A 20,407-nucleotide genomic window follows, 5' to 3' on the forward strand; every position below is an offset into this window, starting at 1 on the left:
CGGATGTTTTCACTTCTTGAACACAAGGGTGCCCACAGGTGCGGATTTTCGCTCAGATGAGCGCCCTTACCGCACGTCTGATTTCGATCGATGAACGATCAAGGGGTGGCACCGAGTGCCACCCCTTGGAGAAGTGCAACCGCTCAAGATCCGCTCATCTGAGCGCAACCCTTATCAAGGGTGGCGAGAATCACGCTGCCACAGCCAGGGAATTTCCACCATGCGGACGGCTGACCTGGCCGAAACGTCCTGGTTACACGCCGAGCGCCAGCAGCCGTTCCTCCACCCGCTCCGGCGCGTACAGATGCTCCACGACCAGCGCACCGGCCCCCACCAGCCCGGCCTGCTCCCCCAGCCGCGACGTCATGACGTCCAGATGAGCGGTGGAGCGCGGCAGCGCCCGCTGGTACAGCAACTCCCGTACGCCGGTGAGGAAGGGCGTCCCGGCCAGGTCCCCGGCGATCATCAGCACCCCGGGGTTGAGCAGCGTCACGACCGTCGCCAGCACGTCCCCGACCTGCCGCCCGGCTTCCCGGGCCAGCGCGGCCGCCCCCGGATGCCCGGACGCCAGCAAGTCCCGCACATCTGAGCCCGACGCCGCGGGAACCCCGGTCTCGGCCAGCCGCCGGGCCACGGCACCGCCACTGGCGACGGCGGCCAGGCAGCCGTACGAACCACACCGGCACAGCGCGTCGGCGCCCACCCGGATGTGCCCGATGTCGCCCGCGCCCCCGTCGACGCCCCGGAACACCGAGCCGTCCACCACGACCCCCGCGCCGATACCGGTCGACACCTTGACCAGCACGAACGCCGAGCAGTCCGGGTATCCGGTGCGCTGTTCGCCGTACGCCATGAGGTTGGCGTCGTTGTCGACGAGGACCGGCACCGGCGCGGCCCCCGTGTGCTCACCGAACGCCCCGGCGAGGCGGCCTCTTATGTCGTAGCCGTCCCAGCCCGGCATGATCGGCGGCTGGACCACCCGGCCGGTCTCGCTGTCCACCGGCCCCGGCACCGCCAGCCCGATGCCGCCCACCTCGTCGGCCCGGCGCCCGGCCTTCTCCAGCAGTTCGGCGAACCAGCGCCCCAGCTCGCCCAGCACCACGTCCGGCCCGTCCTCGATGACCAGCACCCCACCGTGCTCGGCGAGGATCTCGCCGGTCAGGGACAGGACCGCGGCGCGCGCGTGCCGGGTGTCCAGGTCGGCGGCGAGGACGACCGCGTGCTCGCCGTCGAACTCCAGGGTGATGGAGGGGCGGCCGCCCAGCGGGGAGCCCACGGGACCGCCGGCGCCCTCGCGCAGCCAGCCCGCGCGGAAGAGCCGGTCGAGGCGCTGGCCGACGGTCGCACGGGAGAGTCCGGTGGCCTGCTGGAGGGCGCCGCGCGTGGTGGCGCGCCCGCTGCGCACGAGTTCGAGCAGATCGCCGGCGCCCGCCTGACTGCCGCTCCTGGTCGCCCTGCCCGTCCGTCCCGGCTGACCGGTCATGCGCACCCCCTTGTGTTTCTCAACTCTGCATTACATATTGAGTTTTGCGTGTTAAATAGACGTAACCCTACGGTAGCCATGACCGAACCGGTCGGCCGGACGTCTTTCGGGGAGCCCCGAGTGGATCGCACTGCCCAGCTCACAGCCCGTCGCGCCGAGCGTGACATTGCATACGATCCGCCCCCAGTGGCGGATTCGCTGCACGTCAGGGCCGCCCGGGTACTGGAGGCCAACTGGACCGGCACCTCGACGGTGCCCTCGCGCAGCCTGTATCCGCACCAGTGGTCCTGGGACTCGGCGTTCATCGCGATCGGCCTCAGGCACCTCTCGCCGCTGCGGGCCCAGACGGAGCTGGAGACGCTGCTGGACGCCCAGTGGGGTGACGGGCGCATCCCGCACATCGTGTTCAACCCCTCCGTGCCGCTCGACGCCTACTTCCCGAGCCCCGACTTCTGGCGCTCCTCGACCGCGGGGCGCGCTGCGGGCGCCCCGCGCACCGTACAGACCTCCGGCATCGTGCAGCCACCGGTGCACGCGCTGGCGGCCTGGCTGGTGCACCGCGCCGACCCCGGGCTGTCCCGGGCGCGCGGCTTCCTCACCCGGATGTATCCCCGCCTGGCCGCCTGGCACCGCTATCTGCTGCACCGGCGCGACCTCGGCTCAGGCGGCCTCGCGTCCGTCGTGCACCCCTGGGAACAGGGTATGGACAACAGCCCCTGCTGGGACGCCCCGCTCTCCCGCATCACCCCGGCCCCGGCCCGCTCCTTCCGCCGCGCCGACCTCGACCACGGGGCGGCCGAGGACCGGCCGACGGATCTGGACTACGGGCGGTACGTGCGGCTGGCGACGGAGTACCGGGACGCCGGCTATGCCGACGGGGCCGGGGACTTCGCGGTCGAGGACCCCTCCTTCAACGCCCTGCTCATCGCGTCCGAGCACGCGCTGGCCCGGATCGCACGGGAGCTCGGGGCGACGGGCACGGCCCGGCACGCACGCGCCGAGCGGCTGACGGCGGCGCTGATCGAGCGGATGTGGGACCCGGCGGAGGGGATGTTCTTCTGCCGCGACGTGCGCGGCGGCGCACTCGTGCCCGAGCGCAGCGTCTCCGGCCTGATCCCACTCCTGCTGCCGGGTCTGCCGCGGGACATCTCCTCCGCCTTGGTGCGTACGGCGACGTCCAAGCACTTCGGCCTCGGCGACTCGACCCGCCTCGTGCCGTCGTACGACCTCCTCGGCGAGGCCTTCGACCCGCACCGCTACTGGCGCGGCCCGGCCTGGTTCAACACGAGCTGGCTACTGGAACGGGGACTGCGGACACAGGGGGAACACCAGCGGGCCGACGCGCTGCGCGAGGCGTTCCTGGACATCGCGCAGTCTTCCGACTTCGCCGAGTACGTCGACCCGTACACCGGCGAGGCCTGCGGAGCCACCGGCTTCGGCTGGACCGCCGCCCTCGCACTCGACCTGCTGCACAGCGACACCGAAGCCACTGCGATCACGGGATTCAAGGGAGGTAACCGGGGATGACGGACCGCCATCATCTGCTCGTGTACGGGGGCACGTTCGCCGCCGTGGGAGACCGTGGGGACATCAGCGGCGTACGGGGCGTCAGCTCCCCGGAGGGGTTATTCGTACGTGACGCCCGGCACCTGAGCCGCTGGCAGCTCACGATCGACGGAGCGGTTCCCGAGACGCTCAGCCCGGTGGCCGACGGCGACACCGCCCGCTGCGTCCTGGTCCCGCGCGGCGGCCGCAACGAACCGCCCGCGTACACGTTCTTCCGCGAGCAGGCCGTCGGGGACGCCTCGTTCATCGAATCGCTCCGGGTGACCAGCAACCGTCCGGTGCCGACGACGGTCCGCCTCGCAATCACCGCCGACGCCGACTTCACCGACCAGTTCGAGCTCCGCTCCGACCACCGCACCTACGCCAAGACCGGCGCCACCCGCTCCCGCCAGGTCCTCGACCACGGCGTGGAGTTCACCTACCAGCGCGGCGAATGGCGGTCGGTCACGACCGTGACCGCCGACCCCGCCCCCGACGGCGTCGAGGAGACGGGCACCGGAGCCCGCCGCCTCGTCTGGACCCTGGACCTCGAACCGCACGGCACGGCGGAACTGACCCTCCGGGTGATGGCCCGCCCGCACGGCGACAAACGGGCGCTGCGCGTACCGCGCTCCCCCGCCGCCCTGACCGAACAACTCCTCTCCCAGGAGGGCGAGTTCGTGGAGGGCGTGGCCTTCCCGACCGGCTGGCCGGAGCTGGCCGCCGCCTGCGCCCGGGGCCTGGCCGACCTGGCCGCGCTCCAGGTCCCGGCGACGGGCCCGGAGGGCGAGGAGCTCCGCGTCCCGGCCGCCGGCGCGCCCTGGTTCCTGACCCTCCTGGGCCGCGACGCCCTGCTCACATCCCTCTTCGCCCTCCCCTACCGCCCCCAGCTGGCCGCCGCGACCCTCCCCGCGCTGGCCGCGACCCAGGCGACGGAGACGGGCCCCGAGTCGGTCGCCCAGCCCGGCAAGATCGTGCACGAGGTACGGCACGGCGAGCTGGCGCACTTCGGGCAGGTGCCGTACGGCCGTTACTACGGCTCGGTGGACGCGACGCCGCTGTTCCTGATCCTGCTGGGCGCGTACGTCGAGCAGACCGGCGACACGACCCTCGCGCGGCGCCTCGAGCCGTACGCCCGCGCGGCCATCGGCTGGATGCTGGACCACGGCGGCCTGACCTCCCGCGGCTACCTCGTCTACCGCGCCGACCAGGGCGGCCTCGCCAACCAGAACTGGAAGGACTCCCCCGGCGCCATCTGCTCCGCCGACGGCACCCGCCCCGCCGGACCGGTGATGGCGGCGGGCGCCCAGGGCTATGCGTACGACGCCCTGCGCCGCACGGCCTGGCTGTCCCGCACGGTGTGGCAGGACGAGACCTACGCGGCCCTCCTGGAACAGGCGGCCGGCGACCTCCGGGACCGATTCCAGCGGGACTTCTGGATGCCGGAGCACTCCTTCCCCGCCCTGGCACTGGACGGCGCCGGCAACCAGGTGAACGCACTCGCGTCGGACGCGGGGCATCTGCTCTGGTCGGGCCTGCTGGACAAGGAGTACGGCGAACTGGTGGGCCGCCGCCTGCTGGAACCCGACTTCTTCTCGGGCTGGGGCGTACGCACCCTCGCCTCCGGCCAACCGGCGTTCCACCCCCTCTCCTACCACCGGGGCTCGGTCTGGCCGCACGACAACGCCCTGATCACCCTGGGCCTGGCCCGCTACGGCCTGCACGACGAGGCCCGCACGGTCGCCCACGCCCTGGTCGACGCGGCGACGACCACCGGCCACCGCCTGCCGGAGGTCATCGCGGGCTACGGCCGCGACACCCACGCGGAGCCGGTGCCGTACCCGCACGCCTGCGTCCGCGAATCCCGCTCGGCGGCGGCCCCGTTGGCGCTGCTGACAGCGGTGGGAGGGGCGTAGGAGGAGGTGCGGGAGAGAGGCGCGGGAGAAGGGTAGGGGCCCCGGCGGGCCTGTTGGCCTGGCGTTTGCCGAGCGTTTGCCGAGCGCTGGGGCACCGGGGCTGAACACCGGCCGGGGGCCGGCCGTACGGGATGACGGCGGGCCCCCAGCCTCCCCAGCGAGGCCCGCCACACCACTCCACCAGGGGCCTCGCACGGAAGGACCTTCGGGTGCCCGTCTTCACGCGCCTACGTCAACTGCCCGGTAAGAAGCACGACTTGCCCGTCGAGGACGCCGTCACCGAGTCCGCCCCGGAGAACCCGCCGACGGACACACCCGCACCCACCGACGACGAACCCGCGGCCGCCGGCGATGGCCGCACGGGTGATGCGGACGGGAACGACTCGCCCGAAGGCGAAGCCGAGGCCGAACAGCCGCCGACCACCACCCGCACTTGGCGCACCACATACCTCCCGTGGACGATCACCGCCCTGGCCGCCGCCCTCATCCACATCTGCCTGCAGATGCCGAACACCCTCGGCAACCTCAAGGCAACGGAGTTCATACGCCTCCCCGCCGAGGCCATCATCGGCGCCGCCGTACTCCTCACCCTCCCGCGCCGCCCCCGCCTGATCGTCGCGGCGACGGCCGGCGCCGCCCTGGGCGCCCTGACCGCCCTGAACATCCTCGACATCGGCTACAACGAATTCCTGGGCCGGCACTTCAACATCGTCCTCGACTGGGAACTCCTCGACGACGCCCAGTCGTACCTGAAGGACTCCCTGGGCGGCACGACCACCACGCTCCTCACGATCGGCGTGATCCTCCTCGTGGTCCTCCTCATAGCCGCGGTCGCCCTGGCCACCGTCCGAGTCGCCGACGTCCTGGCCCGCCACAAGGCGGACGCGTCCAGAGGCGCTCTCATCGCCGGCACCGTCTGGATCACCTGCACGGCGTTCGGCCTCCAGGTCGCCGGCGTGCCGATCGCCGCGGACCACACCGCCGGCGTCCTCAAGGTCCACGCACGCCGGGCGATGGACACCCTCCGCGACGAGGCCCAGTTCGCGAGGGACGCGAAGGCCGACACCTTCGGCAACACACCGCCCGACCAGCTCGTCCCGGACCTGCGCGGCAAGGACGTCATCTTCACGTTCATCGAGAGCTACGGCCGCAGCGCGCTGGAGGACCCGGAGATCGCCCCCGGAGTCACCGACACCCTCGACACCAGCGCCGAGGCCCTGGCCGACGCCGGCTTCCACGCCAAGAGCGGCTGGCTGACGTCGGCGACGTACGGCGGCAGCAGCTGGCTCGGCCACTCCACCACACTCTCCGGCCTGTGGATCGACAACCAACAGCGCTACCGCACCGTCATGGCCAGCGACCACCTCAGCCTCACCAAGGCCTTTCAGAAGACCGGCGAGTGGGACACGGTCGGCGTGATGCCCGGCGTGCAGAAGGCCTGGCCGGAACAGCGGTACTACGGCCTCGACAAGGTCTACAACGCCTTCCAACTCGGCTACAAGGGACCGAAGTTCAGCTGGTCGACGATGCCCGACCAGTACGCCCTCGAAGCCTTCCAGCGCCAGGTCCACGGCAAGAAGCGCGACAAGCCCCTGATGTCGGAGATCATCCTGACCTCCAGTCACCAGCCCTGGGCCCCCATCCCCGAGATGGTCGACTGGGACGACCTGGGCGACGGCTCGGTCTTCAGGCCCATCCAACAGTCGGGCACGAAACCGGCGGACATCATCTCCGACTCCACCCGCTCCAAGCAGGAGTACGGCAAGTCGATCTCGTACTCCGTCACCAGCCTCACCCAGTGGCTGGAGCGCTACGGCACCGACGACACCGTCCTCGTCTTCCTCGGCGACCACCAGCCGATGTCCCGGGTCAGCGGCACGAAGGCCAGCAGGGACGTCCCGATCTCGATCGTCGCCAAGGACCCCGAGATGCTGGACAAGATCGCCGACTGGAACTGGACGGACGGCCTCCAGCCGGGCCCCCAGACCCCGGTCTGGAAGATGAGCTCCTTCCGAGACCGCTTCCTGACGGCGTACGGCTCGACCCCCAGCCCGTCGAAGTAGCCCAGAGTTCCCTCGCCCCCGCCGCCCCTACCCGTCCCGTCCCTGGGGGCTGCCGCCCCCAGACCCCCGCTTCGGCCCTGAAAGGGCCTCGTCCTCAAACGCCGGACGGGCTGACATTGCCTGGGTCGGCGTCCAGAGGTGACGGCCCGCTGAGGGGGTGGGTGGGGGCTGGGACGGAGTCCCCCACGCGCCCGCGGTCGCGTACGGCGGGAAGGGGACGTGCCGGGGGGTGTCCGCCCGCAGTGGCCGGCGTCAACACGCAGCACCTCCCGGCCTAAGCCCAGCCGCCGGTCCGAGGACGGACACCCCCCGGCACGGCCCCGACCCACAACCCACCCGCAGGCGCTACGCGAACCCCACCAAGGCCGCACAGGCCGCCGCAGGCACCCCACCCTCAACCGCCGGAGGTATCCAGCTCCGCGTCCTCGCTCACACCCGCACAGTCATACGGATCCTTCAGCCACCCCTCCGGCAGCACCACCCGGTTGTTACCGGACGTACGACCACGGGGCCCGTCGGCGCCCACCGGCCACGGCTGGTCGAGGTCCAACTCGTCCAGCCCGCCCCGCAGTTCCTCCAGCGACGACGTGATCGCCAGCCGCTTGCGCATCTCGGAGCCGACCGCGAAGCCCTTCAGGTACCACGCCACATGCTTGCGGAAGTCGATGACCCCGCGCGCCTCGTCCCCGATCCACTCACCGAGCAGCGTGGCATGCCGCACCATGACGTCGGCGACCTCCCGCAGCGAAGGACGCGCACTGCATCCATCAGTGCCTCCGGCACGGGCGTCCTCCCGCCCCTCGAAGGCCGCGACCAGGTCCGAGAACAGCCAAGGCCGCCCCAGGCACCCCCGCCCGACCACCACCCCGTCGCACCCGGTCTCCCGCACCATCCGCACGGCGTCCTCGGCCGACCAGATGTCACCGTTCCCGAGCACGGGAATCTCCGGCACATGCTCCTTGAGCCGCGCGATGGCGTCCCAGTCGGCCGTACCGCCGTAGTGCTGGGCGGCCGTACGGCCGTGCAGCGCGATGGCCGTCACGCCCTCCTCCACCGCGATCCGCCCGGCGTCGAGGTAGGTGATGTGATCGTCGTCGATGCCCTTGCGCATCTTCATCGTGACGGGCAGATCCCCCGCCCCGCTGACCGCCTCCCGCAGAATCGCCCGCAGCAGATTCCGCTTGAACGGCAGCGCCGATCCCCCACCCTTCCGGGTCACCTTCGGCACCGGGCACCCGAAGTTCAGGTCGATGTGGTCGGCCAGCCCCTCCTCCGCGATCATGCGGACGGCTTTGCCGACGGTGGCCGGGTCGACGCCGTACAGCTGGATCGAGCGCGGCGTCTCGGTCGCGTCGAAGTGGATCAGCTGCATGGTCTTCTCGTTGCGCTCGACCAGAGCCCGCGTTGTGATCATCTCGCTGACGAACAACCCCTTGCCACCGCTGAACTCCCTGCACAGCGTGCGGAAGGGCGCGTTCGTGATCCCGGCCATCGGGGCCAGGACGACGGGCGGCTGGACGGTGTGCGGGCCGATCTCCAGGGGAGCGGCGACGGGCGAGGCGGTCATGGGCATTCCCCCATTCTCACGTACCGGACGCACTGCGGCGAAATTCATTAGTTAGGCGTACTATTCAAGGATGCCGCAGCTCAGCCCTCGCCGCCGCCTGCTGGTCCTCGCGATCTGCTGCATGAGCCTGCTGATCGTGAGCCTCGACAACACGGTGCTCAACGTCGCCCTGCCCGCCCTCCAGCGCGACCTCGACGCGAGCACGTCGGGCCTGCAGTGGACCATCGACGCGTACACCCTCGTCCTCGCCTCGCTGCTGATGCTGGCCGGTTCCACCGCGGACCGTATCGGCCGCAAGCGCGTCTTCATGGCGGGCCTGGTCGTCTTCACCATCGGCTCGGCCCTGTGCTCCCTCGCACCGAACCTCGACGCCCTGATCGCGTTCCGGATGGTGCAGGCGGTGGGCGGCTCGATGCTCAACCCGGTCGCGATGTCGATCATCACCAACACCTTCACGGACCCGCGGGAGCGGGCCCGGGCGATAGGCGTGTGGGGCGCGGTCGTCGGCATCTCCATGGCCGCGGGCCCGCTGGTCGGCGGACTACTGGTGGACTCGGTCGGCTGGCGGTCGATCTTCTGGGTCAACCTCCCGGTCGGGCTGGCGGCACTGCTCCTCACCCTCCGCTACGTCCCGGAGTCCCGCGCCGCGAAGCCACGCCGCCCCGACCCGATCGGACAGATGCTGGTCATCGCCCTGTTCGGCTCACTGACGTACGCGATCATCGAGGCACCCACCGCGCCGGCCCCCGAGCTCCTTCTCTTCGGCGGCATCGCCCTGACCGCACTGACCGCCCTCCTCGTCTACGAGCCCCGCCGCGCCGAGCCCCTCATCGACCTGCGGTTCTTCCGCTCGGCACCGTTCAGCGGAGCCACGGTGATCGCGATCAGCGCGTTCGCGGCGCTCGGTGGCTTCCTGTTCCTGTCGACGCTGTACCTGCAGAACGTACGCGGGCTGGACGCGCTGCACGCGGGCCTGTGGATGCTGCCGATGGCCGCGCTGTGCTTCGTCTGCGCGCCGCTCGCGGGACGGGTGGTCGGCAACCGGGGGCCTCGGCTGCCGCTGCTGATCGCGGGGGTGGCGATGACGACGTCCGGAGTGCTGTTCGCGGCCTTCGAGGCGGAGACCAGGAACGCGACGCTGGTCCTCGGATACGTCCTGTTCGGGCTCGGCTTCGGCTTCGTCAACGCGCCGATCACGAACACGGCGGTGTCCGGCATGCCGCGCGCGCAGGCGGGAGTCGCGGCCGCCGTCGCCTCGACCAGCCGGCAGTTGGGACAGACGCTGGGCGTGGCGGTCGTCGGTGCGGTGCTGGCCTCCGGCGTGGGGGCGGCGTCGTATCGGAGCGCGTTCGTCGATGCCGCTCGGCCGGCCTGGTGGATTGTCGCCGGGTGCGGGCTTGCGGTGCTGGTCGTGGGGTTGGTGACCAGCGGGGCGTGGGCACGTCGTACTGCCGAGCGGACGGCTGAGAAGCTGGAGTCGGCCGAGGTGCGCGAGGCGTCTCGGGTCAGCGCGTAGTTCGGCGACTACCGGCCGCCGACCGGTGGGGGCTGGTCGCGCCCACGCGGCGGAGCCCCATGTCCACTCAGCCCCGCGCCCCTTCAAGGGCGATTTCGTGCAGCTTCTTCAGACGTTCCCTCGACTCCTCGTCCACCGGCACATACGTCACCATCCGCGGCCCCACCTCCGGACTCAGCCACAGATCCGTGTGGTCGACCACCAACCGCCCCACGTACCGGTTGATGAACTCCTTCCGCTTGCTCCGGTGCGCCACCACCTCATGGCGGTCCCATGCCTCGCAGAACTCGGGGGACTCCGTGCGCAGGCGCTTGAGGAGCATCTTCCAGGCGGGTTCGCCGAGGTGGCCGGCCATCGCGGCGCGGAAGCGGGCGGCCATGAGGCGCTGGGTCGCCTCCAGGTGCACGATCGACGAACGCCACTCGTCGTGCGTGTACGACAGGATCATGCAGTTGCGGTCCTCGGGCGGCAGCGCGTCCAGGTCGCACAGCAGGAGGCCGTACGTGCGGTTGTAGGCGAGGATGTCGTACCGGCTGTTCTGCAGGCAGGCCGGGTACGGCTCCAGTTGCTCCAGTACCGCCCGCAGGGCCGGGATGACCGAGGGGCAGGTCGTCGCCGGTGTCGGGTCGACCGCGCCGGCGAGCTGGAAGAGGTGGGTCCGCTCGCTGGGGTCCAGCATCAGCGTGCGGGCGAGGGCGTCGAGGACCTGCACGGAGACCTGGATGTCGCGGGCCTGTTCCAGCCAGGTGTACCAGGTGACGCCGACCGCGGAGAGCTGGGCGACCTCCTCGCGGCGCAGGCCGGGCGTACGGCGTCGGCGGCCGCGGGGCAGTCCGACCTGCTCGGGGGCGATGTGCTCGCGGCGGTGGCGCAGGAACGCGGCGAGCTCGTGGCGCCGGATCGCGGAGGCGGCCGTAGCGGGTGGGGCTTCGGGCGGTGTCTGCGTCCGCGTCTGCTCGGCCATGCTCGTCATGCCTCCAGCCTGCCCCCGCCCGGACCCTGTTTCCAGGTGGTTCTGCTACCAGGATAAGGACACTCTGGTACCAGTCTCGGAGCGGCGGCAGCCTCGTAACCGTGACCGAAACCATCACTTCGCACAAGGCCCCGGCCGCCGCCGCACCACCCTCGCTCGGCGGCCTCGGCCTCTTCACGGTGCTGCTCGCGGCGGCACTCCCCCTCATCGACTTCTTCATCGTCAACGTCGCCCTGCCCACGATCGGCCACGACCTCGCGGCGAGCGAGACCATGCTCGAACTCGTCGTCGCGGGTTACGGGTTGGCGTACGCCGTCCTCCTCGTCCTCGGCGGGCGGCTCGGCGACCTGTTCGGCCGGCGGCGGCTCTTCCTGGGCGGCATGGCGGCCTTCGGGCTGACCTCGCTGGCGTGCGGGCTCGCGCCCAGCGCGTGGGCGCTCGTCGCGGCGCGGGTCGCGCAGGGCGCGGCGTCGGCGGCGATGCTGCCGCAGGTGCTCGCCACGATCCAGGCGGCGACCAGCGGTCAGCGCCGCGCCAAGGCCATGGGGCTGTACGGCGCCACGGCCGGGCTGTCCATGGTCGCCGGGCAGATCCTCGGCGGCGTCCTGGTCGCGGCCGACATCGCGGGCACAGGCTGGCGCTCGGTGTTCCTGGTGAACGTCCCCGTCGTCCTCGTCGGCCTCTTCCTGGCCGCCCGCGCGGTCCCGGAGACCCGCTCGCAGCACCCGGAACCGGTGGACGGACCCGGCACGGTCCTGCTCGCCGCCGCCCTCCTCACGCTCCTGGCCCCGCTCACCGAGGGCCGGGCGGCGGGCTGGCCGCTGTGGACGTGGCTGTCGCTGGCGGCGTTCCCCCTCGTGGCGGCGGCGTTCTACGCGGTGGAGCGCAGGGCGGACCGCCAGGGCCGTACGCCACTGGTTCCGCCGAGCCTGTTCGCCCTCACGTCCCTGCGGCGCGGCCTGGCGTTGATCGTGCCGTTCTCGATCGGCTTCAGCGGCTTCATGTTCGTGATCGCGGTGGCACTGCAGCAGGGCGCGGGGCGGGGCCCGGTCGCGGCGGGACTGGCCCTCGCTCCCATGGCGGTGGTGTTCTTCTTCGTCTCGCTGGCCGGTCCGCGGCTGGTTGCCCGCTACGGCACCCGGGTCGTGACCGCCGGTGCGGCCATCCAGGGGGTGGGCGTGGCTCTGATGGCGCTGGCCGCCTGGTACTCCTGGCCGGACCTCGGCCTCGTCGAGCTGCTCCCCGGTGCGGCCGTCGCGGGCGCGGGCCAGGCACTCCAACTCCCCGTCGTCTTCCGGATCGTGCTCTCCGAGGTGCCGACGGCGCGGGCGGGCGTGGGCAGCGGGGTGATGATCACGACCCAGCAGTCGTCCCTGGCCCTGGGCGTGGCGACGCTGGGCACGCTCTTCCTCTCCCTGGTCCCCGGGCTGGGCATGCGCGACGCCCTGGTGACCACGCTCCTGGTCCAGTTGGCCGGAGTGGCGCTGACGGGGCTGCTCAGCCTGCGTCTGCCGCGCACGATCGGCTGACGGACCTGTGCTCGTCCGGCGGACATGTGAGGGTGTGGCCACAGGTTGGTCAACTCGCCGGGGAAGTGTCCCTGTTGATGTTGGTCTTGCTGCACACTCCTTGCTGCGCACGGCCGATCGGGGCCGCGCACGCAGACTCGATGTCCTCGGACGCTGGAGGCGTCATGCTGGAGATCAACACGAGCAAGGTGAGCCGCTGGGACCAGCACGGACGGGAGCACGTCGTACAAGTACTGCGCAGGGGCGCGCAACGCACGGTCAGATGTGACACGTGCGGTTGGCGCAAGGGCGCGCAGTTCCTGCCGTGGCTGAAGGCGGAGGAACATCTGGCGGAGGCACACCAGGCGACGGTGGACCCGACGGAGGCGCAGTCGGACCGATGACGCGCATCCGTCGGTACCGCCCCGAGGACCGCGAGGCCGTCGAGGACATCTGCGTCCGCACGGCCCACGAGGGCGGCGACAGCCGACCGCACTACCAGGACCCCGGCATCTTCCCGACGACGTTCGCGCTGCCGTACGTCACGCTGGAACCGGACCTGTCCTTCGTCCTGGACGACGGAGGCAATGGGGGAACGGGCCGGGCGGTCGGCTACATCCTCGGCACCGCGGACACCCCCCGCTTCGTCGAGGCCTTCCGCACCAAGTGGCTGCCCCTGGCGGCCCCCCGCTACCCCGAGCCGCCGGGCCCACCGAGCACCCCGGACGAGGAGATGATCCGCCTCCTCCACCACCCGGAACGCATGCTCGTCCCCGAGGTCGCCGCCTACCCGGCCCACCTCCACATCGACCTGCTGCCCGCCTGGCAGGGCCAGGGCCACGGCCGCGCCCTGATACGCAGGCTCCTGCGCGCCCTCCAGGACCAGGGCGTCCCGGCCGTCCACCTCTCCATGGTCACGGCCAACACCCCGGCGAGAGCCTTCTACGACCGCCTCGGCTTCCACGAGATCGACGTTCCGGACCCGGGCCCGGTCACGTACCTCGGCCGCACGACACAGGAGCTGGACACGCTCTGACGGCCCAGTCCCTCAGTCCCGGGCCCGCAGCCCCCGCACGAGCAGATCCATGACCGCCTCGAACTCCCCCTCCACGCCAGGCTGTTGCCATTCCTGGGCGTAGCCGGGGTCGTGGAAGCGGCCCGTGGCCTGGAAGAGGGCGCGGGCCGCGGTGGCCGGGTCCTGGGCGGTGAAGACGCCCGCGTCGACGCCGGCGCGCACGATGTCGGTGAGCTGGCCGGTGAGTTCGGCGATGTGCTGGCCGACCACCTCGCCCTGATCGCCGACCAGCACCTGGTACGTGGCGAAGAGCTCGGGGTCGCCGCCCGCCTTGTGCCGCTTGGCGGCGAACAGGGCCGCGAACCACTCGCGCACCCGGGCCTCCGGGTCCCGCTCCCCATCCGCGGCGATGCCGGCCAGCACCTGGGTCGTACGGTCCAGCCAGCGCTTCGTCACCGCCCCCCGCAGCTCCGCCTTCGTCCGGAAGTGGCGGTAGACGCTGCCATGGCTGACGCCGAGCGCGCGGGCCACGTCGACCACGGTGGCCTTGGCCGGTCCGTGGCGGCGCAGCACCTCCTCGGTGGTGGCGAGGATGCGCTCGGCGGTCAGGGTTTCGCTGGTCGGAGGCATGCCTAGACGGTACCCGGCACCGCGATCAGCGTTCGCTGTCGAGCATGGCCATCTGCGTGGGGGCGTACCGCTCGCCGGCCGCCGCGTCCGCCGGTACGGCGGCCTCGACGGTGGCGAGGTCGGCCGCGTCCAGGGTCACGTCCAGGGCGCCCAGTGCCTCGCCGAGCCGCTCACGGGTGCGGGCGCCGACCAGCGGCACGATGTCCTCGCCGCGGGACAGCACCCAGGCGATGGCGATCTGGGCGACGGAGACGCCCTTCTGTTCGGCGATCTTGCGCAGGGATTCGACCAGGGTGAGGTTGTGCCGGAGGTTCTCGCCCTGGAAGCGGGGTGAGTGGGCGCGGAAGTCGGCCGCCGCGTATTCCTGGCCGGGCGTGACATGGCCCGAGATCAGCCCGCGGGAGAGCACGCCGTACGCGGTGACGGCGATGCCCAGCTCGCGCAGGGTGGGCAGGATCTCCCGCTCGGGGCCGCGGGAGATGAGCGCGTACTCGATCTGGAGGTCGGCGATCGGGGCGGTGGCGGCGGCCCGGCGGATGGTGTCCGCGCCGACCTCGCTGAGCCCGATGTGGCGGACGTACCCCTCCTCGACCAGTTCCGCGATCGCGCCGACGGTCTCCTCGATCGGCACGTCCGGGTCGAGCCGGGCGGGGCGGTAGACGTCGATGTGGTCGACGCCGAGGCGCTGGAGGGAGTACGCGGCGAAGGTCTTCACGGCGGCCGGGCGCCCGTCGAAGCCGTACCAGTCGCCGCCGGGGCCGCGCAGGGCGCCGAACTTGACGCTGACCAGCGCGTTCTCGCGCAGGGCGGCCGGGGCGGTGCGCAGCGCCTCGTTGATCAGCAGTTCGTTGTGGCCCATGCCGTAGAAGTCGCCGGTGTCGAGCAGGGTCACGCCGGCTTCCAGGGCGGCGTGGATGGTGGCGACGGAGGCGGCGCGGTCCGCCTCGCCGTACATGCCGGACATGCCCATGCAGCCGAGACCGAGGGCGAAGACCCCGGGGCCGGTGGTTCCGAGTGTGCGCGTATGCATCGTCATGCCCCCCACTCTCACATGACAGATGACAGATTTCAATATCTGTCATTCCATAGTTGCCAGCATGGTCCAGACCTATTGACGAGAGGTCTGGACCACGAGCACTGTCATGCCTACGACATCTCAGCCCTACGGCATCTCAGCCCTACGACACCTCACCGCACCCCCACCGGGAGGATCCGCATGCTCCGCCGCACGCTCAGCCTGCTCATCGCAGCACTGGCGACCGCCTGTCTCACCCAGTTCCCCGCCGCCCCCGCGGCCTCCGCCGCCGACACCTGTGCCGTGAAGTCGAAGCCGTCCGGCAAGGTCCTCCAGGGCTACTGGGAGAACTGGGACGGCGCCGCCAACGGCGTCCACCCGCCCTTTGGATGGACCCCGATCACCGACTCCCGCATCTCCTCCCACGGCTACAACGTGATCAACGCGGCGTTCCCGGTCATCCGCTCCGACGGCACCGCGCTCTGGGAGGACGGCATGGACACGGGCGTGAAGGTGGCCACGCCCGCGGAGATGTGCGCGGCGAAGGCGTCGGGCCGGACGATCCTGCTGTCGATAGGCGGCGCGACGGCCGGCATCGACCTCAACTCGACCGCGGTGGCGGACCGCTTCGTGGCGACGATCGTCCCGATCCTGAAGAAGTACAACTTCGACGGCATCGACATAGACATCGAGACGGGCCTGGTCGGCAGCGGCAACATCAGCCAACTGTCCACGTCCCAGGCCAACCTGATCCGCATCATCGACGGGGTACTGGCCCAGATGCCGTCCAACTTCGGGCTGACGATGGCCCCGGAGACGGCATACGTCACCGGCGGCAGCGTCGTCTACGGCTCGATCTGGGGCGCGTACCTGCCCATCATCAAGAAGTACGCCGACAACGGCCGCCTGTGGTGGCTGAACATGCAGTACTACAACGGCAGCATGTACGGCTGCTCCGGCGACTCCTACTCCGCCGGCACCGTCGAGGGCTTCGTCGCCCAGACGGACTGCCTCAACAAGGGCCTCGTCATTCAAGGTACGACGATCAAGGTCCCGTACGACAAGCAGGTCCCGGGCCTGCCCGCCCAGCCGGGCGCGGGCGGCGGCCACATGTCCCCGTCCCTCGTCGCCCAGGCCTGGCGGCACTACGGCACCGCGCTCAAGGGCCTGATGACCTGGTCGATCAACTGGGACGGCTCGAAGAACTGGACGTTCGGCGACAACGTGAAGGCACTTCAGGGACGTTGAGCCCCGAGTCGCAGGCCGGTCGGCGGCAGCGTGGAAAAGGGCACGACAGTGGCAGGAGGCCCATGCTTCCCTGACGCCCGTGAACAACTCGACACACCACGACAACCACGCCCGCGGCCCCTACACGCGGGAGGCCCTGGCCCGGCTCGTGCTCAGCCAGGCCGCGGCCGACCTCGCCAGGGGCGCGGGCGCGTTGGTGGTCACCCGCAACGACGCCGACACCGGCCCCGGCGGCCGGGTGAGCGAGGCCCGGCAGCTGGTGGAGCACGCCGAAGAGCTGCTGGGGCGGGCGGTCGTGTTCGAGCGGGAGCGGGGCGCCTCGTGGGAGGACATCGCCCACTACCTCGACGTGGCCCCGCAGGCGGCCGAGGAACGATATGCACCCGAACTCGCGGGCTGGAGCGAGGCGTTGGCAGAACCATGCCGGTTCGACGAGGCCCGCCGCAGGTATGTCCGGCGACTGCCCACCGCCGCGCACGCGCCGGACCACACCCGCCGCGAGCTCGATCTCTGGGCGCACCTTCACGTCACCGTCAGGGACCTGTACGCGGTCGGCGCCGGGCTGCGTATGACCGACCCGGCGCGGCAGGAGACGTACCCGGAAACCGAGCCGGACGAGATGACCGGCACCGTCTGGAAGGAGTCCCGCCTCCGCCCCTTCCTCGAACTCCTCGCCGACTACGTCAACTACCCCTTCGACGACACCGACTGGGAGACGATCGAGATCGGCCTCGATCCGACCGACAACGAGGACCCGGACGCCTGGTACTCCTACCCGCTGATCGGCCCCGCCCACTCCCTGGAGATCCGCGTCGCGCGGGACGTCGAAGAAGGTGACATGGTCTCGGTGGCCGTCAGTGGCGCCACCGCGGCCGACCTGCGCCTGCGCATCGACACCCTCTTCGCCGCCTTCGCCTGGTGATCACGTCCACGCGAGCTTCGCCCCCAGCGCCACGAACGCGCCCGCGAAGGTCCGCCGCAGCCACGACATCACGCGGGGCCGGGAGGTGATGTGGCTGCGCACGGAGGCCGCGAGCACGCCGTACGCCGCGAAGACCGCGAACGTCATCCCCATGAACACCCCGCTCAGAGCCAGCATGCGCGGCAGGGCGTTCGCCTCGCCCGGGTGCACGAACTGCGGGAGAAAGGCGAAGAAGAAGATGGTCAGCTTCGGATTGAGGACGTTGACCAGCACACCCCGCACGATCACCCGCCCCGAGGAGAGCGGCGCGGCGCCCTCGTCCACCGCGATGGCGTCCTTGTCCCTGAGCATGGCCCACGCCATGTACAGCAGATAGGCGACACCGGCGTACTTGAGGATCTGGAACGCGGTCGCGCTCGCGTGCAGCAGCGCGGCCAGGCCGGTGATGGTGGCCAGCATGTGCGGCACGATCCCGAGCGTGCAGGCGAACGCGGCGACGACACTCGCCCGGCGCCCGCGGGAGAGGCCTGCGGCGAGGGTGTAGACGACGCCGGTGCCGGGGGTGGCGACGACGACGAGGGTGGTGAGGAGGAACGCGATGCTCATGCGGACCACCCTGTCGCCGCCCCCAGCGCGGGGTACAGGGCCAATCGCGCGCCGGGCAAGGGGACCAATCACCGCTCCGTTCGACACGGTTGCGCAGCGGCCCGAGAATCGAAGAGTCGGCGAGCAGCCCCTGGTGGCGCCTGCCCCGGCCGCGCGGATGCCCCTGCGCCACCGCAGAGGAGGCGCCATGACAATCCGTATCGCCACCTTCAACGCGGAGAACCTCTTCCGCCGCCCCAGGGCCTTCGCCCTCGAGGACGACGCCGCGCGCGACAAGATCCTTGCCGATTTCAACGAACTGGTCGCCCTCCTCGAGAAGGAGACGTACCAGCAGAAGGACAAGGACCGGATGGTCGAGCTGATCAAGGAGCACCAGGTCCACAACTCGGAGAAGGACAGCCCAAGGCCGTTCTTCATCAACCAACTCAAGGGAGCGGGCGCCAAGCTCTTCCAGGTAGACGGACCCGTGGACAATCCCACCATCGTGATCAAGGCCGACGGCCGCGGGAAGTGGCCGGGCTGGGCGGAACTCGTGCGCGGCGATCTCAGCTGGACGGCCGTGCAGAACACCGCGCGAGTGGTGGCGGAGGTCAACGCCGACGTGCTGCTCATGGTGGAGGTCGAGGACCGTCTCACCCTGGAGCGGTTCAACGAGCACGTCCTGGGCGAGGCGTTGGGACACCAGCCGTACCCGTTCAACCTGCTCGTCGACGGCAACGATCCCCGCGGCATCGACGTCGGAATCCTCAGCCGCCATCCGATCACGTCCGTGCGCTCGCACATCTTCGACCCCGGACAGGGCGGTATGCGGCTGTTCAGCCGGGACTGCCCCGAGTTCGAGATAGCCCTCAACGGGACGCCCCTGTGGATACTGGGCAACCACTTCAAGAGCATGATCGGCGGCGGCGCGGGGCTGCGTAAGCGCCAGGCCGAGCGCGTGCGGGAGATCTACGAGGCCGCGCTCCAGCGCTCCGAGCGCGTGGTGGTCGCCGGGGACCTCAACGACGTGATGGCCAGCACCCCGGTCAAGAAGCTGCTGGACGCGGGCCTGAAGGACGCGATGACCCACCCCACCTACACGGGAGACCCGGGCACGCACGGTCCGGGCACCGGCGACGACGACAAGCTCGACTACCTCATGTTCTCGCCGAAGCTGTGGGACCGCGTCGAGCATGTGGAGGTGGAGCGCCGCGGCATCTGGGCACCCCGGACCTTCAAGTCGTTTCAGACCGTGACGTCCAAGGCGACCCAGGCCTCCGACCACGCCGCCGTCTATGCCGACCTGGACCTGTAGACGCCGCCCCCGCACCCCGCCCAAGGGGTGCGGGGAACAGCCGGTCTCAGCCCTGCCGCAGCGGTATCGCCAGGTCCACCACCTGCCGCCCCTGCGGGAAGGCCCCGACCGAAGTCGCCCTACCCGTCAGCAGGTTGACCCGGAACACCCGCGAACCGCTGACCGCGTACCCGGTGTTGGTGCCCGAGTTCGCCGAGCTGTAGATGTCGAAGCCCGAGTCGCGCGGGACGTCCACGCCCGTCTTGCCGGTCGGGGCGAGGTTGCCCGCGTTGGCCGGGGACTGGACCGACACCTGGTCCTGGGTCGTGTCGAGGTCGAAGAGGGTCGTGGCAGTCGTCGCGTCGAGGTCGTTGTTCGTGTACGCCGCCCCGGTCACGCCCGTCGCCGTCGCGCCCGTCGTCGCGGGCGGCACCGGCGGGTTGGTGAGGGTGCCGTCGGCGGCCGTGGTGCCCGCGGCGGGGGCGCCCGCCGGGTCGTCGATGTTGTGGCGGAGGTTCTGGCCGGTGTCGCTGATGACGCGCAGCCGGTTGGCGGCCGGGTTGAAGTCGACGCCGAAGCTGGTGCCCTGGAGGCCGACGCTCAGCTGCGAGACCTTGGTGGCCTTGGCCCCGATCTCACGGATCGTGTAGATGCCGCCCTTGTCGCCGACGCCGTACAGCGTGTTGTTCTGCACCCGGTAGTCGATGCCGACGAGCCTGCTGTCGCCGTTGAGGCCGCTCACCTTGCCGAGCGGGAGGACGACGCCGGGCCGGTCGACGCGGAAGCGGACGAGACGCTGGTCGCCGGTCAGCCCGACCGCGACGAGCCGGTCACCGGATGCCTGCGGCCGCCCGGCCGCGGTGCCGGACTGGGTGGAGAGCGCCGGAGAGGACCCGCTGTCGTCCTTCGCGGCGACAAAACCGATGGTCCCGACGGCCAGGGCCAGCGTGGTCACGCCGATGACTGCTTGCTTGCGCATGATGCCCCCGTAAGAGACGCGTGGCCCCCTGCGGGCCGCGCATGCCTCCCCTTCGGAGCCGTATGCGCCCTGGATGGGCAAAACCCCGGTTTCGTTACGTCTGTTACGTCCGTAACGAAACCGGGGTTTTCCGTAGATCCCTAGATCC

General features: G+C 70.9%; 17 protein-coding genes. 10 read left to right on the forward strand and 7 right to left on the reverse strand.

All coding sequences use genetic code 11. The annotated features are described in order from the left end of the window. Window positions 1-253: 253 nt before the first annotated feature. Window positions 254-1,483: an ROK family protein gene (locus ABD932_RS10870; RefSeq protein WP_345011155.1), complete on the reverse strand. Its 1,230-nt coding sequence runs from the start codon at window positions 1,481-1,483 to the stop codon at window positions 254-256. A 120-nt stretch (window positions 1,484-1,603) separates the two neighbouring features. Between ABD932_RS10870 and ABD932_RS10875 the strand changes: the two genes are divergently transcribed. The 3 genes from ABD932_RS10875 to ABD932_RS10885 all read left to right on the forward strand — a co-directional run bounded on the left by ABD932_RS10875 (window position 1,604) and on the right by ABD932_RS10885 (window position 7,007). Beyond that, window positions 1,604-3,010 carry an MGH1-like glycoside hydrolase domain-containing protein gene (locus ABD932_RS10875; RefSeq protein ID WP_425587435.1) on the forward strand — a complete coding sequence of 469 codons (1,407 nt, stop codon included), beginning with the start codon at window positions 1,604-1,606 and terminating at the stop codon, window positions 3,008-3,010. Next, window positions 3,007-4,944 carry an amylo-alpha-1,6-glucosidase gene (locus ABD932_RS10880; RefSeq protein ID WP_345011159.1) on the forward strand — a complete coding sequence of 646 codons (1,938 nt, stop codon included), beginning with the start codon at window positions 3,007-3,009 and terminating at the stop codon, window positions 4,942-4,944. Before ABD932_RS10875 ends, ABD932_RS10880 begins: the two co-directional genes overlap by 4 nt. A gap of 209 nt (window positions 4,945-5,153) precedes the next feature. Further along, window positions 5,154-7,007, forward strand: a complete 1,854-nt coding sequence (locus tag ABD932_RS10885; protein WP_425587436.1) for an alkaline phosphatase family protein — start codon at window positions 5,154-5,156, stop codon at window positions 7,005-7,007. Between the two features lie 394 nt (window positions 7,008-7,401). Here the strand turns inward: ABD932_RS10885 and dusB are convergent, their stop codons facing one another. Next, on the reverse strand, window positions 7,402-8,574 hold the full coding sequence (gene dusB, locus ABD932_RS10890) for a tRNA dihydrouridine synthase DusB (protein ID WP_425587437.1): 1,173 nt from the start codon (window positions 8,572-8,574) through the stop codon (window positions 7,402-7,404). A gap of 70 nt (window positions 8,575-8,644) precedes the next feature. Between dusB and ABD932_RS10895 the strand changes: the two genes are divergently transcribed. After that, entirely contained in the window at window positions 8,645-10,090 is a 1,446-nt protein-coding gene (locus ABD932_RS10895; RefSeq protein ID WP_345011163.1) for an MFS transporter, read from the forward strand. Window positions 10,091-10,157: 67 nt separating this feature from the next. Here the strand turns inward: ABD932_RS10895 and ABD932_RS10900 are convergent, their stop codons facing one another. Further along, on the reverse strand, window positions 10,158-11,054 hold the full coding sequence (locus tag ABD932_RS10900) for a helix-turn-helix transcriptional regulator (RefSeq protein WP_425587448.1): 897 nt from the start codon (window positions 11,052-11,054) through the stop codon (window positions 10,158-10,160). Window positions 11,055-11,164: 110 nt separating this feature from the next. On the opposite strand from ABD932_RS10900, the gene ABD932_RS10905 reads away from it, so the two are divergent. The 3 genes from ABD932_RS10905 to ABD932_RS10915 all read left to right on the forward strand — a co-directional run bounded on the left by ABD932_RS10905 (window position 11,165) and on the right by ABD932_RS10915 (window position 13,607). Further along, window positions 11,165-12,592 carry an MFS transporter gene (locus ABD932_RS10905; RefSeq protein ID WP_345011167.1) on the forward strand — a complete coding sequence of 476 codons (1,428 nt, stop codon included), beginning with the start codon at window positions 11,165-11,167 and terminating at the stop codon, window positions 12,590-12,592. 164 nt (window positions 12,593-12,756) lie between these two features. Further along, window positions 12,757-12,975: a hypothetical protein gene (locus ABD932_RS10910; protein ID WP_031477043.1), complete on the forward strand. Its 219-nt coding sequence runs from the start codon at window positions 12,757-12,759 to the stop codon at window positions 12,973-12,975. Continuing rightward, complete coding sequence (locus ABD932_RS10915) at window positions 12,972-13,607, forward strand: GNAT family N-acetyltransferase (RefSeq protein ID WP_345011172.1); 636 nt, start codon at window positions 12,972-12,974, stop codon at window positions 13,605-13,607. Before ABD932_RS10910 ends, ABD932_RS10915 begins: the two co-directional genes overlap by 4 nt. 12 nt (window positions 13,608-13,619) lie before the next feature. Here the strand turns inward: ABD932_RS10915 and ABD932_RS10920 are convergent, their stop codons facing one another. Continuing rightward, on the reverse strand, window positions 13,620-14,216 hold the full coding sequence (locus ABD932_RS10920) for a TetR/AcrR family transcriptional regulator (RefSeq protein ID WP_345011174.1): 597 nt from the start codon (window positions 14,214-14,216) through the stop codon (window positions 13,620-13,622). Between the two features lie 25 nt (window positions 14,217-14,241). After that, a complete protein-coding gene (locus ABD932_RS10925; protein WP_345011176.1) occupies window positions 14,242-15,252 on the reverse strand; it encodes an aldo/keto reductase in 1,011 nt (336 codons plus the stop codon). 180 nt (window positions 15,253-15,432) lie between these two features. Between ABD932_RS10925 and ABD932_RS10930 the strand changes: the two genes are divergently transcribed. Both ABD932_RS10930 and ABD932_RS10935 read left to right on the forward strand, forming a co-directional pair. Further along, the gene (locus tag ABD932_RS10930; RefSeq protein WP_345011178.1) at window positions 15,433-16,479 is read left to right on the forward strand and encodes a chitinase; all 1,047 of its coding nucleotides are present in this window, start codon (window positions 15,433-15,435) and stop codon (window positions 16,477-16,479) included. 79 nt (window positions 16,480-16,558) lie between these two features. Next, complete coding sequence (locus ABD932_RS10935) at window positions 16,559-17,401, forward strand: hypothetical protein (protein ID WP_345011180.1); 843 nt, start codon at window positions 16,559-16,561, stop codon at window positions 17,399-17,401. Here the strand turns inward: ABD932_RS10935 and ABD932_RS10940 are convergent, their stop codons facing one another. Then, complete coding sequence (locus ABD932_RS10940; protein WP_345011182.1) at window positions 17,402-18,007, reverse strand: LysE family translocator; 606 nt, start codon at window positions 18,005-18,007, stop codon at window positions 17,402-17,404. A gap of 187 nt (window positions 18,008-18,194) precedes the next feature. On the opposite strand from ABD932_RS10940, the gene ABD932_RS10945 reads away from it, so the two are divergent. Then, window positions 18,195-19,301: an endonuclease/exonuclease/phosphatase family protein gene (locus ABD932_RS10945; protein WP_345011184.1), complete on the forward strand. Its 1,107-nt coding sequence runs from the start codon at window positions 18,195-18,197 to the stop codon at window positions 19,299-19,301. A 46-nt stretch (window positions 19,302-19,347) separates the two neighbouring features. Here the strand turns inward: ABD932_RS10945 and ABD932_RS10950 are convergent, their stop codons facing one another. Then, the gene (locus ABD932_RS10950) at window positions 19,348-20,259 is read right to left on the reverse strand and encodes a DUF4394 domain-containing protein (protein ID WP_345011186.1); all 912 of its coding nucleotides are present in this window, start codon (window positions 20,257-20,259) and stop codon (window positions 19,348-19,350) included. Between the last annotated feature and the right edge of the window lie 148 nt (window positions 20,260-20,407).

The organism is Streptomyces shaanxiensis (genome assembly GCF_039537145.1).
GTDB classification, from domain to species: Bacteria; Actinomycetota; Actinomycetes; order Streptomycetales; family Streptomycetaceae; genus Streptomyces; species Streptomyces shaanxiensis.

Bases quoted from the DNA above. Each gene is read 5' to 3' on its own strand.
- ABD932_RS10870 (WP_345011155.1), bottom strand. From the start codon at position 1,483: ATGACCGGTCAGCCGGGACGGACGGGCAGGGCGACCAGGAGCGGCAGT.
- ABD932_RS10880 (WP_345011159.1), top strand. From the start codon at position 3,007: ATGACGGACCGCCATCATCTGCTCGTGTACGGGGGCACGTTCGCCGCC.
- dusB (WP_425587437.1), bottom strand. From the start codon at position 8,574: ATGACCGCCTCGCCCGTCGCCGCTCCCCTGGAGATCGGCCCGCACACC.
- ABD932_RS10895 (WP_345011163.1), top strand. From the start codon at position 8,645: ATGCCGCAGCTCAGCCCTCGCCGCCGCCTGCTGGTCCTCGCGATCTGC.
- ABD932_RS10900 (WP_425587448.1), bottom strand. From the start codon at position 11,054: ATGGCCGAGCAGACGCGGACGCAGACACCGCCCGAAGCCCCACCCGCT.
- ABD932_RS10910 (WP_031477043.1), top strand. From the start codon at position 12,757: ATGCTGGAGATCAACACGAGCAAGGTGAGCCGCTGGGACCAGCACGGA.
- ABD932_RS10915 (WP_345011172.1), top strand. From the start codon at position 12,972: ATGACGCGCATCCGTCGGTACCGCCCCGAGGACCGCGAGGCCGTCGAG.
- ABD932_RS10920 (WP_345011174.1), bottom strand. From the start codon at position 14,216: ATGCCTCCGACCAGCGAAACCCTGACCGCCGAGCGCATCCTCGCCACC.
- ABD932_RS10925 (WP_345011176.1), bottom strand. From the start codon at position 15,252: ATGACGATGCATACGCGCACACTCGGAACCACCGGCCCCGGGGTCTTC.
- ABD932_RS10930 (WP_345011178.1), top strand. From the start codon at position 15,433: ATGCTCCGCCGCACGCTCAGCCTGCTCATCGCAGCACTGGCGACCGCC.
- ABD932_RS10940 (WP_345011182.1), bottom strand. From the start codon at position 18,007: ATGAGCATCGCGTTCCTCCTCACCACCCTCGTCGTCGTCGCCACCCCC.
- ABD932_RS10945 (WP_345011184.1), top strand. From the start codon at position 18,195: ATGACAATCCGTATCGCCACCTTCAACGCGGAGAACCTCTTCCGCCGC.
- ABD932_RS10950 (WP_345011186.1), bottom strand. From the start codon at position 20,259: ATGCGCAAGCAAGCAGTCATCGGCGTGACCACGCTGGCCCTGGCCGTC.